Source organism: Brevundimonas sp. SH203 (assembly GCF_002157625.1).
GTDB lineage: Bacteria > Pseudomonadota > Alphaproteobacteria > Caulobacterales > Caulobacteraceae > Brevundimonas.
In genome coordinates this window covers 562,050-574,952 of sequence record NZ_BDMM01000002.1, presented here as the reverse complement: position 1 = coordinate 574,952, position 12,903 = coordinate 562,050, and the positions used below count along the sequence as shown (strand labels likewise).

The 12,903-nt window shown below is 67.5% G+C and carries 9 protein-coding genes and 1 tRNA gene; 7 read left to right on the top strand and 3 right to left on the bottom strand.

Features of this window, described 5'->3' with window-relative positions:
• Positions 1-23 precede the first annotated feature (23 nt).
• Positions 24-1,496 carry a carboxylesterase/lipase family protein gene (locus SH203_RS06775; protein WP_159457543.1) on the top strand — a complete coding sequence of 491 codons (1,473 nt, stop codon included), beginning with the start codon at positions 24-26 and terminating at the stop codon, positions 1,494-1,496.
• Between the two features lie 44 nt (positions 1,497-1,540).
• Here the strand turns inward: SH203_RS06775 and SH203_RS06770 are convergent, their stop codons facing one another.
• The gene (locus SH203_RS06770) at positions 1,541-3,481 is read right to left on the bottom strand and encodes a cellulase family glycosylhydrolase (RefSeq protein ID WP_234989407.1); all 1,941 of its coding nucleotides are present in this window, start codon (positions 3,479-3,481) and stop codon (positions 1,541-1,543) included.
• Between the two features lie 116 nt (positions 3,482-3,597).
• On the opposite strand from SH203_RS06770, the gene SH203_RS06765 reads away from it, so the two are divergent.
• Both SH203_RS06765 and SH203_RS15500 read left to right on the top strand, forming a co-directional pair.
• The gene (locus tag SH203_RS06765; RefSeq protein WP_087120073.1) at positions 3,598-4,980 is read left to right on the top strand and encodes an MFS transporter; all 1,383 of its coding nucleotides are present in this window, start codon (positions 3,598-3,600) and stop codon (positions 4,978-4,980) included.
• 11 nt (positions 4,981-4,991) lie between these two features.
• The gene (locus SH203_RS15500; RefSeq protein ID WP_087120072.1) at positions 4,992-6,626 is read left to right on the top strand and encodes a tannase/feruloyl esterase family alpha/beta hydrolase; all 1,635 of its coding nucleotides are present in this window, start codon (positions 4,992-4,994) and stop codon (positions 6,624-6,626) included.
• Between the two features lie 499 nt (positions 6,627-7,125).
• On the opposite strand, the gene SH203_RS06755 is transcribed toward SH203_RS15500, so the two are convergent.
• Positions 7,126-7,217, bottom strand: a tRNA-Ser gene (locus SH203_RS06755).
• Between the two features lie 125 nt (positions 7,218-7,342).
• Between SH203_RS06755 and SH203_RS06750 the strand changes: the two genes are divergently transcribed.
• The 4 genes from SH203_RS06750 to SH203_RS06735 are packed head-to-tail and all read left to right on the top strand — an operon-like array spanning position 7,343 to position 12,169.
• Positions 7,343-8,848, top strand: a complete 1,506-nt coding sequence (locus SH203_RS06750; protein ID WP_087120071.1) for an exopolysaccharide biosynthesis polyprenyl glycosylphosphotransferase — start codon at positions 7,343-7,345, stop codon at positions 8,846-8,848.
• Complete coding sequence (locus tag SH203_RS06745; protein WP_307190375.1) at positions 8,845-10,305, top strand: lipopolysaccharide biosynthesis protein; 1,461 nt, start codon at positions 8,845-8,847, stop codon at positions 10,303-10,305. Before SH203_RS06750 ends, SH203_RS06745 begins: the two co-directional genes overlap by 4 nt.
• Positions 10,302-11,237 (top strand): glycosyltransferase family A protein, encoded by a 936-nt coding sequence (locus SH203_RS06740; protein ID WP_087120069.1) that lies wholly within the window; start codon positions 10,302-10,304, stop codon positions 11,235-11,237. Before SH203_RS06745 ends, SH203_RS06740 begins: the two co-directional genes overlap by 4 nt.
• Positions 11,237-12,169 (top strand): glycosyltransferase family 2 protein, encoded by a 933-nt coding sequence (locus SH203_RS06735; protein WP_087120068.1) that lies wholly within the window; start codon positions 11,237-11,239, stop codon positions 12,167-12,169. Before SH203_RS06740 ends, SH203_RS06735 begins: the two co-directional genes overlap by 1 nt.
• Positions 12,170-12,176: 7 nt before the next feature.
• Here SH203_RS06735 and SH203_RS06730 read toward each other — a convergent pair whose 3' ends face one another.
• Complete coding sequence (locus tag SH203_RS06730; RefSeq protein WP_087120067.1) at positions 12,177-12,878, bottom strand: hfsB; 702 nt, start codon at positions 12,876-12,878, stop codon at positions 12,177-12,179.
• Positions 12,879-12,903: the final 25 nt, after the last annotated feature.

Sequence of the window (12,903 nt, the reverse complement as noted above, 5' to 3'; positions counted from 1 at the left end):
CGACCGCCGGACCATCCGTTGACATGCGCATCGCCCAGGGGCCGGTTCGCGGGGTCGACGAAGGCGCGGTCCTGTCATTCAAGAACATTCCCTACGCCGCGCCTCCCACAGGCGACCTGCGCTGGCGCGCGCCCCGCCCCGCGCCCCGCTGGACGGACGTGCGCGACGCCGCGGCCTATGGCGACGACTGCATCCAGTCGCGCCCGATGTGGGACGACACCCAGACCCGGCTGCCCGTCAGCGAGGACTGCCTGACCCTGAACATCTGGACGCCCAAGGCGCACACGGGCGGGCCGGCGCCGGTGATCGTCTGGATTCACGGCGGCGGCTTCGTGATGGGCTCTGGCAGCCAGCCCATCTTCGACGGCGCCCGGCTGGCTGCGCGCGGCGCCGTGGTCGTCACCTTCAACTATCGTCTGGGCCGCTTCGGCTTCTTCGCCCACCCCGCCCTGACGGCCGAAGCCGGCGCCGAACCCACCGGCAACTACGGCCTGATGGACCAGGTCGCGGCTCTGAAATGGGTTCACGACAATATCGCGGCCCTGGGCGGCGACCCGAACCGCGTGACCCTGATGGGTCAGTCGGCGGGGGGCGGATCGGTGTTGCAGCTGATGAACATTCCGCAGGCGCGCGGCCTGTTCCATCGCGCCATCGTCCAGTCCGGCGGGGGCCGCGACCAATGGCCGACGCTGCAGGCCGCCGACGGCGCCCGCTCGGCCGAAAGCGTGGGCGTCGCCTTCGCCGCGTCGCAAAATCTGCGGGACGCGACCGTCGCCGACCTGCGCGCCATTCCGGCGGACAAGGTCAAGGGACGGCTGGATTTGCTGACGCCTGAGAAGGACACCTACTCCGGCCCCATGATCGACGGCCGCCTTGTCGCATCGCAGGTGATGGACGCCTTTGCACGCGGCGCCCAGGCCGACGTGCCTATGGTCATCGGCGCCACCGACATGGAGCTGGGCGTCATCCCGGCCCTGTTCCGGGGGATGCTGGCGGATCGAACGATAGCGGACGTCGGCGTGTCGCGGGACGCCCTGATGGCCGTCTATGGCGATCGTGACCGACTGAACGCCAACATGCCCTCCGAACTGACCTTCATCGAACCGGCGCGTCGTCTTGCAGCGCTGGACTCAGCGAAGGATCGCCCGGTCTGGCTCTACAGCTTCCGTTATGTGCCAGAGGCCAAACGCCGCGACACGGCGGGCGCGGGCCACGCCACCGACGTGCCCTTCAGCTTCGACACCCTGGGCCGGATGAAGGGAGACTTCACCGAGGCGGATCAGCGGATCGCCGACACCATGGCCGACTACTGGATCGCCTTCGCCCGCGACGGCCGCCCCGACGCCGCCGACAGACCCGCCTGGCCGCGCTATGAGGTTCGGTCCGATCGTGTTCTTCTGATCGAGAACCAGGGCGTCAGGGCCGGGGCCTTGCCGCAGGTCGAGCGGCTGGACGCCCTGACCCGGCTGCGTGACGCGCAGGCCTCTGGACGATGACGACGACGGGATCAGGCGGGAAAGCCGTCTGATCCCGCTTTCGTTCAGTCCGCGACCGGGCTCACGACAATCTTCAGTCGGCCCGCAGCAAGCGCCTTCACGACGACGACTTGTCGAAGCGAATCATGGCTCCACTCCGCCTCGACGCCAGAGGTCGCGACGCACACGCCGTCGGGATAGCGCCAGTGGGGCGCAAAGATTTCGGTCGCGGCGTCGATGCCGGGATCGACATCGATCATCGCCGTGAGCGTGTCGGCGCCGCCTTCGAACGTCATCGCCGTGATCACCCCCTGCCCACGTTGAACGTAGGGGCGTGAGAAACCTTCCAGCGCCCGCGCGCCGGACGCCGGATCGTCGGCCGTTGTGGTCTGGTCACGCGAGAAGATCGACAGATCCTCCTGGTTCCAGCCGTCGCCGATACGAAGATCGTTCCGGTTGCCGGCGGAATAGTTCCACTGCGTCGAGGACAGCAGCAGCCCGTCCATCGCATCATACATGACGCCCAGAGCCTGGGAGTGCGCACGCCAGACGCCGGCCCCGCGCTCGCCATCCGCCCAGCGTTCGAAGGCCTGACCGTGGTTCAGGTCATAGGGAATGCCGAACTCGCCGATCAGGGTCGGCGCGCCGCCGTCGCGCATGGACAGGCCCATGGCGCGAATGAAGCCCAGTTGGAACTCGTACCTCTGGCGGTCTCCGCCATGATCCTGATCCGGGTCGTACAGCTTGGTCCCCAGAATTTCGATGTCGTACCAGTGACTTGCGTTGACGGTGCGCTCCGGCATCGGCCGAGGGAAGGTCTTTCCCTGCAACATCAGGTAGGGGCACATCTCACCGAACAACAGCCAGTCAGGCCGAACGCTGCGGATCGTCGCCGCTACCCGCGCGAAGAAGGGCGCCATGAAATCCCGTTCGTGATCCAGCACGCGGCCGTCCTTGACGCGGAAGAAATCCTCGTCCCTCGCCATCGCCTCGCCATCGACAACAGACCAAGCTCCCGCCGCCTCGAAGGGATCAGCTGCGTTTTCCAGCCAGATCGAGACCCCATCGGGATTGACGAGGCTTTCGCCCGCCACCTGCATCTCACGCCCCTCGCCGCGCGCCATGATCGGCACGCTTGCCGACAGACCGCGCGCGACCTTCAATCCATCCAGAGGCGTCCATGACGGGCCGGGCCAGACGGGCATGGCGCAATCCGCGTCCGGCCCGGTCCGTCGCCGCGACAGGGGCTGACCGACCCAGCCCAGGCTCGGCTCGTTCAGACTGTCGAAGCCCAGGACGTTGGGCAGATCACGCAGGCGTTCCGCCACCGCCCGCACCGCGCCCAGATAGGTTTCCTGCAGCAAATCCTGCACATTGCGCCCGCCTGCCCGCCAATCCGGCGTCAGGGCCGCGCCGGCGAAGAAGGCGGTCCACATGATCCCGTTGACCGGCATCTGATAGTTCCGAGGCCAGCTCATCATCGGATAGCGGTCTTCTTGGCGGCGCTCAGGCGAGGCGTAGTCGTAACGCTGCTGCATCACATGCACCGCGTCGGCCGCGTCAAAGGCTTCCAGGTTCAGGCCCACGGCCTCGAACACCCAGCCCGGCGCGCCATCGCCGCCGCTCATCCGGCTCCAGACATCCTGGTGAAAATCGATGAAGACAGCCAGTTCGTGTTCGGCGGCCTTGGCGCAGACGGCGGTCAGATAGTCCAGATAGGCCTCGTCATACTGACCCGGCCCGGCATGCTCCACCGCCTCCCAGGTGGTCAGCAGACGCAGGACATTGAACCCCCACCGCCGGATGCGGCCCAGATGCTCGTCCGCCTCTTCGAGAGGAAAGGGTCGGCCGATGAAACTGACGTCGCGATGGTCTGAAAAGTCGCGTGGCGGGTTCAGTCCCGCATGGCTGAGAGGGACCTTGGTGTCGCCGCCAAGGTTGACGCCGCGCAGAATGGCGTGCCGCCCTTGGGCGTCGACAAACCGGGGGCCGTCAATGTCAAACATCAGGTGCTGCATTCGTCTATCGACCTTGCGCAAAACTCGTTATACACTTGCACAATAAAAAATCAGGCGGACGCATGTCCAGCTAAAAAACTTGGGTCTGTAAGGGGTTGCTGAGAATGGGAAACATCGCGACGACGCCAGGGCGGATATCGACAGGCCGCAAGCTGGCGATCGGCATCGGGGATTGCGGCTGCAATCTGTATTGGCAGATGACGCAGCTTTACCTGCTGTTCTTCTACACGGACGTCGTGGGTCTGCCGGCGCAGACGGCGGGCCTCATCTATATGATCGCGCTGATCTGGGATGCGGCGATGGACCCGATCGTGGGGCTTGTCGCCGACCGCACGCGCAGCCGCTGGGGACGCTACCGCCCCTATCTGGTGCTGGGCGGTCCTGTGCTGGCGCCGGCCTTCGTGGTCCTGTTTGCCGGCCCCGGCGCCCAGACAGCGGGGGCGGTCGCCTTCGCCCTGTTCAGTCAGCTTGTCTTCCGCACACTCTATGCGGTCGTCGCCATTCCCTACGCCTCGCTTTTCGCGCGCGTCACGACCGATAGCGCCCAGCGCGGGGATCTGACCGGCTTCCGCATGGTCTGCGGCGCATTGGCCGCCATCATCGTCGCCACGCTCACCCTGCCCCTGGCCTCAGCGATGGGGGACGGCGTCGGCGGTCGACAGGGATGGCTCATCCTCGGCGCCGCCTATGGCGTGGTTGCGACGGCCTGTCTTCTGACGGCGGCCTGGGGCAGCCGGGGTCTGGACGTCGCGGATCAGGCAGACCCGCCTCAACGTCCCTTCAAGGAGGCCTGGCGCAGTCTTTCCGCCAATCGGGCGCTTCACCTTCTGCTGGCGGCCATCGTCATCAGCGCCTTCTCCACCACCATGTTCTCCAAGAACCTACTGTATTATTTCAAATATATCGTCGGAAACGCCGAGCTTGGCAGCATGGCCCTGGGCGTCATGGCCCTGACCATCGTGCTGGCCACGCCTCTGTGGGCGGTCGCCCTGCGTCTGATTGGAAAGCGCAACAGCTGGCTGGTCGGTGCGGCGCCGACCGTCACAGGCCTGGTGCTGTGGCACGCCGCCGACGGTCAGTCGCTGGCGCTGCTGTTCAGCGCGCTGGTGCTGCAGGCGATCGGAGCGGCGGCCTATGTGGTCTGTTTCTGGTCCATGCTGCCCGACACCGTCGAATACGGCGAATGGCGAACCGACGTGCGAACCGAGTCCCTGGTCTTCGGCCTGACGGTTCTGGGGCAGAAGGTGGCCTTGGGACTGGGCGCGGGGGCCCTTGGTCTGGCCCTGACCCATTTCGGCTATACCCCCAATGTCGCCCAGAGCCCGGAAACCCTGCAGAGCATCAAGAACCTGATGTTCTGGGCGCCCCTGGCCGGAACCCTGATCTCGGCCGGGCTGATCGCCCTCTATCCCATCGATCGACGCGCCCATGCCCGGATGGTCGCCGACATCGCCGCCCGCGCCCTTCCTCCTCATCCCTCTCGCTGAAAGATCAGCCGATGATGACCCGAACCCGCCTCGCCGGCGCCGCCGCCCTTGCCGTTCTCGCCTTCGCCTGCGCCGCTCAGGCCCAGACGAGCACGCCGTCCGCCCCGGCCGCGTCCGCCGTCGATCCGCGCTGCGCGGCCCTGCTGGGTCTTCGGTCGCCCCATGTGCGGATCGACGCCGCGATGACGATGAAGCCAGGCGACCGTCAGCCGATCGACGCCTTCGGTCTTCCGGCCCTGCCCGTTTCGACGCCCTACTGTCGGGTCTCGCTCACCCTGACGCCTGTTGCGGGGTCGGAGATTCACTCCGAGGTCTGGCTGCCTGCGGCCGAAGGCTGGAACGGCAAGTTTGCAGCCATGGGCAACGCGGGCTTCGGGGGATCGCTCGGCCCGCCCCGGCTGTCGATGCGTCCCGCCCTCGCGCGGGGCTACGCCGTTGCGGCCACCGACATGGGCCATGTCGAGCCAGGAGCGGACGGCAAGACCGCCGCCTGGGCGCTGAACCAGCCGGAACGCATCATCGACTTCGGCTATCGCGCCAACCACGTCACAGCCGCCGCCGCCAAGACCATCATCGCCGCCTACTATGGTCACGCGCCTCGCCTTTCGTATTTCCAGGGCTGTTCGGACGGCGGACGCGAGGCGCTGATGGCGGCCCAACGCTATCCCGACGACTTCGATGGGATTGTGGCCGGCGCGCCGGGCGCGGCCTGGACACGTCTGATGACCAGCTTCGCCTGGTCCTGGAAGGTTGCGCATCAGAACCCGGCCAGCCGATTGAACGCCGCCAACCTGAACCGCCTTCAGTCCGCCGCTCTCGAAAGCTGCGACGCCCTGGACGGCGTCAAGGACGGCGTGATCGAAGACCCGCGTCAGTGCCGCTTCGACCCCGCCTCGATCCTGTGCAGCCGTGATGCGGCGCAGGGCTGCCTGACCCCCGAACAGCTCTCAGCGGTGCAGAGCCTTTACGGCGGCCCGCGACGGGGACTGACCGGCGCCGCCCTCTATCCCGGCTTCGCGCCGGGCGGCGAGGCCCAGCGCGCGGGCTGGGATCTGTGGATCACCGGCGATGCGGCCCAGCACCCCGATTTCGCCCGTTCTTTCTTCGCCAACTTCGTCTTCAACGACGCCGATTGGACCCTGGACCAGTTCGATTTCGACAAGAGCTTCGACATGGCGCGCGCGCGGATGGCCCAGATCACCGACTCGGACAACCCGGACATGGCGGCCTTTAAGGCGTCGGGCGGCAAGCTGTTGATGTATCACGGCTGGAATGACCCGGCCCTGCCCGCCGAGGGCACGATCCAGTATTTCGAGAAGATTCGCGACGTCATGGGCGCCGATGAGACGGACCAGTTCGCGCGCCTCTTCATGGTCCCGGGAATGGGCCATTGCTTCGGCGGACCGGGACCAAACGCCTTCGACAGCCTGGCCATCCTCGACGCCTGGGTCGATGACGGCTCAGCGCCGAACCGAATCGTCGCCAGCAAATACGCCAACGATCTGGCGCCCCTGCTGAACATGCCGACCGGCCCAACCCTCAGCACCCGCCCCCTATGCGCCTACCCCGCCGTGGCCCGCTGGAAGGGGGAAGGATCGACTACAGATGAAACCAACTTCACCTGCGCCGCCAGTACAGAAAGATAGCCAGCGCAGTAGTTGGCGCTGGTTATTTTCGAAATACGGAAGTCATCATTACGCAATGAAAAGGCTGGCAGTTCGCTCCTGAATATCGAGCTTTTAAAGTGGACCGACGCCCTCCACGCTTCGACCACAGATCAACAAAGTTGAGCATCTTCCGAACATCAGAAGATGCAGATGGCTGAGGTGTTCCCAAATCGACGACAGGCAAAGCTGCCGCGCCTTCACCGTTAAGTAGCACACAAACGCACAACCATTTTTTCAGAAGTGGATAGGGAGAAGCGCTGGCTCAGAGACCCATCTTTGATGGTTCCACTCATGTCTGGCGAGTTCGCCTTACAGCCCAGACCTTCCGCAGCCCTCATCTAACTCGCCGCGATGGCTCTCAGCAGTCAGCGCCGCGTTTGGCAAGATAGGTCGGCATTGGTGCTACATCTGATCCAGATGCAACACGCACTCGCGACAAGCCCTTGATTTGCTGGTTTTTCCAAGCCCGAAAAGGGAATGGCGGAGACGGAGGGATTCGAACCCTCGGTACCGGTTACCCGGTACGACGATTTAGCAAACCGTTGCCTTCAGCCACTCGGCCACGTCTCCTGCGAGGGCGTCGATAGCGGAGGCTGATGCGTCGCGCAATGCGGTTCGCGCGAAAGCGGTCATGTTAACGCGACATAGAGGCCGAAGCGGCAGAATGGCGTTTCGTCAAACGGCCCCGGACTCTGATGCTCGACCACACCGACACTCTCGCCGCCCACGCGCCGGGCCAGGGCGGCGCCGTGCAGGCCGGGGGGCGCGCCGCGCGGGGACCGTTCCGGCCCGAGGTCTGGCTGAACGCGCGTCAGCGCTCGGCGGTTCGGCTTTCGGCACACTATTTCCGGCTGATCGACGTGCTGGCGGTGATCGGCGTGACCCTGGTCGTGGTTTTCGCGAACCGGCCGGTCGCCCTGGGCGCCCTGATGATAGTCGATGTCGCGCCCCTGGTGCTGGGCGCGGCCTCGGCGCTGACCGCATTGCGGGCGTTTCAGCTTTATCGTTTTGCGCGCGACACGACCTGGCCCCTGCATCTGGTCGGCGTCGCCGCGTGCGGGCTGATCGCCGGCTGCGCCGCCTTGCTGGCGTGTCTGGCGGTGGATGCAGACGACCTGGGCCGCGTCGGCGTCTGGGCGGCGACGGTCGCCGTCGGCCTGATCGGTCTTCATGGCGTTTGGCTGGGGTTGATCGCCCGCTGGCGTCGGCAGGGCGCCCTGTCGCCCAATATCGTCGTGGTCGGCGCGACCCGAAACGCCCAGACCCTGATCGAACAGGCGCTGGAGCGGCGCGACATGAATGTGCTGGGCGTGTTCGACGACCGGCTGGCCCGCGCCCCGCGCAGCGTCGCCGGCGTCCCGGTGCTGGGGGACGCCAACGCCCTGATGACGCACCGGATCATGCCCTATATCGACCGAATCGTTCTGGCCATCGACCCCGAGGCCGGCCAGAGGGTGCGCGACCTGACCCAGCGGCTGCAGACCCTGCCCAATCCGCTGACGGTGCTGGTCGATTCGGAGCTGGGCCGCGACGGGGTGTTGAACCGTCTGGCGAATGCGCCCCTGGCCGCGCTGGACGGCCCCGCCGATCGCGACCGGCGCGCCTTCAACAAGCGGATACAGGATCTGTTGATCGGATCGCTGGCCCTGATCGCGGCGGCGCCGATCATGGCCCTGGTCGCCCTGGCCGTACGTCTGGACAGCCCGGGGCCCATCCTCTTCCGCCAACGTCGTCACGGCTTCAATCACGAGAGCATCGTGGTGTGGAAATTCCGCTCCATGCGCCACGCGGCCGCCGACGCCACGGCCTCGCGTCAGGTCTGCGCCGACGACGACCGTGTAACCCGCGTGGGCCGCTTCATCCGCGCCACCAGCCTGGATGAACTGCCCCAGATCTTCAACGTCCTGTCGGGCGAGATGTCGCTGGTGGGGCCGCGGCCCCACGCCATCGGCATGAAGACGGGCGAGACCGAATCCGCCCTGCTGGTCGCCGAATACGCCCATCGTTGCCGCATCAAGCCCGGCATGACCGGCTGGGCCGCCATCAAGGGGTCACGCGGCCCGGTGGACACCGAGGCCCAGGTGCGAGAGCGCGTCCAGCTGGACATCGAATATGTCGAGCGCCAGTCCTTCTGGCTGGATCTGTGGATCATCGCCGTGACCATCCCCGTCCTGCTGGGCGACCGGGCGGCCGTGCGTTGAGCGAGCAGCGTATGTTCTGGCGCGGCGTCTGGGGCTATCTGCCGGCCCAGATCGTCCAGGGCGTGGTCGGCTTCCTGACCCTCTACGTCTTCACGCGCCTGCTCAGCCCCGCCGATTTCGGCCATTACGCCCTGGCGTTTTCGGTGACGACCCTGGCCCATACGGTGACGTTCAGCTGGCTGGAGGCGTCGATGGCGCGGTTCTGGGCGGCGGAGCGGACGCCCGAAGGCCTGGCCGCTCATTTCGCCAGCCTGTATCGCACCTCCTTCGCCATCATCGCCGCCTTCATCCCCGTCGCGGCCCTGATCGTGTGGCTGGCGCCGTTGACGCCGGCGTTCAAGGTCGCGGTCGCCTTCGGCCTGGCGGGCGCGCCCGTGCGCAACCTGGCCAAACTGGCGCAGGAACGGTTCCGCGCGGCGGGCGAGGTGTCCAAGGCCGCCGGGGTCGATATTCTGGTCGCCGTTCTGGGCTTCCTGGTCGGGGCCGCGTTCGCCGTGGCGGGCGCGGGCGCCGCCTCCCCGATGCTGGGCCTGGCCATCGCCCCTCTTTTCGCCCTGCCCTTCATCCTGCCGGGCGAATTGCGTCAGACGACGGGCGGGACCGTGGATCGCACGCGGCTGCGGGCCTATGCCGCCTATGGCTATCCGATCGCGGCGTCCCTGACCCTGGCGCTGGTGCTGGCCTCGACCGACCGTTTCCTGCTGGCCGCCTTCATGGATGCGGCGGCGGTGGGCGCCTATCACGCCAGCTATAGTCTGGCGAACCGGACGCTGGACGTCATCTTCATCTGGCTGGGCGCGGCGGGCGCGCCGGCCATGGTCATGGCGCTGGAGCGCGGCGGGCGCGAGGCGTTGCGAAAGACGGCGCTGGAGCAGGGATCGACGCTGATCCTGATCGGCCTGCCGGCCGCCGTCGGCCTGTCGCTGGTGGCGCGGCCGATGGCCGAACTGATGATCGGGCGCGATCTGAGGGACGCCGCCGCCCTGGTCACCCCGTGGATCGCGGCCTCGTCCTTCCTGTCCGGCCTGATCGCCTATTATTTCGGATTCGGCTTCACCCTGGGCAAGAAGACCGGGCTGCTGCTGGTCACGATGGCCATCCCGGCGTTGAGCAATGTAGTGCTGAACCTCGTGCTGATCCCGCGACTGGGCGTGGTCGGGGCCGCCATATCCACGGCCGCCAGCTTCGCCATCGGCCTGATCGCCTGCCTGCTGCTCAGCCGCCGCGCCATCGCCCTGCCCGTGCCGTGGGAGGCTCTGATCCGCTGTGGATTGGCGTCGGCCGTCATGGCGGCCGTGGTGTTGGTCTTGCCGCCGTTGGGAGGGCTGATCGAGCTGATCATGGATGCCGGCGTCGGCGGCCTGGTCTATGCCGCCGCCGCGCTGACGCTGAACGCCGCCGGGGTGCGAGACGTGTTGAACCGCCTGATCCAGGCCCGACGCGGCGTGACCGCATGACCGGAGCCGACACGCACGACAACGCCGCCTGGGCGGTCGCCCGGCCGACGATTTCGGTGCTGATTCCCTTCCTGCGCGACGATCCGCAGACACTGATGGAACTGCTGGATCGAGAGGCCGAGGCGTTAGACGGCGCGGTCGAGGTGATCCTGCTGGACGACGGCACGGCGGACGCGGCCTTGACCGACCGGCTTCGGGCCACGGCGGATGCCCTGCGCCTGCCCGTCCGTCTGATCACCCTGTCCTCCAACGAGGGCCGGGCGCGTGGCCGAAACCGCCTGACCCTGGCCGCACGCGGACACGCCTATCTGTTTCTGGACAGCGACATGCGGCCCGACACGCCGCAGTTTCTGCAGACCTGGCGCGCCCTGGTCGTCGAGAGCGATCCGGCGGCGGCCTTTGGCGGCTTTTCGCTGGACCAGGCCCCGTCCGACGCGCGTTTCGCCGTTCACCGCGCCCTGTCGGCGGCGTCCGAGTGCGTGCCCGCCGCGACCCGCGCCCTGACGCCCGAGAAATACGTCTATACCTCCAACCTTCTGGTTCGCCGCGACGTCTTCGCCGCCGAATCCTTCGATCCCGCCTTCACAGGCTGGGGGTGGGAGGACGTGGAATGGGCCATGCGCGTGTCCCGTCGCTTCTCCGTCGTCCACATCGATAATCCGGCGACGCACATGGGGCTGGACACGGTTCAGGACCTGGCGCGCAAGTTCGATCAGGGCGCGGCCAATTTCTCGCGCGTCGTCGCCCTGCACCCCGCGATCGTTCAGACCTATCCCAGCTATCGCGCCGCGCGGACGCTGAAGCGCCTGCCTCTGCTGCCCCTCGCCCGACGGCTGATGAAACAGGCCGCCTTGACGACGGCGCTGCCGGTCAAGGCGCGGGCCTTTGCGCTGAGGCTCTATCGCGCCGCCGTCTATGCGGATGCGATCTGATGTCCCCCGACGTCGCCGTCATCATCCCCACACTGCGCCGGCCCGAGGGTCTGGAGCGCGCCCTGCGGTCGGTCTTCGCCCAGGTCGGGTCGCTGGACCGGATCGCCGCCGTCGTCGTCGCCGACAACGATCCCGACGGCTCGGCCGCGTCCCTTGTCGAAAGACTGGGCGCCCAGACGCCGGTCCCGCTGATCTACGCCCATGCGCCGGTTCCAGGCGTGGCGACCGCGCGCAATATCGGTCTGGCCGCGACCGATGCGCCCCTGATCGCCTTTCTGGACGATGACGAGGCGGCCTCGCCCGGCTGGCTGGCGGCCTTGCTGCACGCTCAGGCCCAGACCGGCGCCGATGTCCTGTTCGGCCCGATCCGGGGTCGTGTGCCGGAAAACACTGGCTGGACCACCGCCTATCTGGAGCGGTTCTTCGGCCGCGACGGACCGGATGTCATCGGCCTGACCGACGACATCCACGGCTGCGGCAACAGTCTGATGGTGCGCGCCGCCGCCCTGCCCGGCGATGCGCCGTTCGATGTGGCGATGAACGAGACCGGCGGCGAGGACGACCGGCTGTTCACGGCCCTGATGATGCGTGGCGGCCGTTTCGGCTGGGCCGCTGGGGCCTGGGTGGACGAGTACGCCCCGCCGCACCGCGCCACCCTGCGCTACGCCCTGACCCGCGCCTTCGCCTATGGCCAGAGCCCCAGTCAGATGGCGGCCGACCGGGGCGACTGGGCCAGGGTCGTCAAATGGATGCTGGTCGGCCTGATCCAGACCGGGGTCTGGGGCGCCCTGTCGCTGCTGTTCGCCATACTGCGCCGACCCGACCGCGCAGAAACCTATGACCGCTGCGCCCGAGGGCTCGGCAAGGTCTTCTGGACCAAGGGTTTGGAGCCCAAACTCTATGGCGCGGCCATGCTGGCGCGCGCCGACTGATCCGGCTTCAGCCCGTCAGGCGCTGAAGGAAACCGGGCGCGCTATAGGTCGAGCGGTTCATCACCACGCCGGCGATCCGTCCGCCCACCGCCTCGATCTCGTCGCGAAGGATCACCGGCGCGCTGGCGGCGGTGCTTTCGGCCGCGACCACCAGAACGGTCGTGTCGACGAAGGGGGCCAGGATGATGGCCATGTCGTTGCGGTCGGCCGCCGGGGCGTCGATGACGATGGTGTCCGCATGGGGACGCAGCGCCTCCCAGTAGCGGGGATCGCCCAGCGCCTCGACCCGGTGGCCGGAACGCAGCGCCTCCATATGGAAGTGCGTCACCCAAAGCCGCCCGCCCAGGCAGGACCGGGCGGTCAGAAGGCGCGCATCCGGCACCGGCTTGCCGTCGCGCCCCGTCACCCGCGGCGTCACGGCGTAGAAGCTGGAACCGTCGGGCGAGGCCTGGGCCGCCTTGCCGATCTGGCCGAACCGATCCGGCTCGGCCGACACGGCCTCCAGCTGGCCCTGTTGCGCCAGGTCGCCGTCGATCAGCCAGACGGGCTTTCTGGCCCGCACGGCCGCCAGACGGGCGAACTCTCGCGCCACGGTGGAGGCCCCCTCGCCTGTCGCGGCGGCGGCGAACTGGATGACGCGCGCACGGTGCGCCGGCGCCGGTCCCAGCGCGGCCCACAAACCCGCCATTTCTGAAGTCAGATCGACCATCGAATCGCCAAGGCGCTCCCTCGAA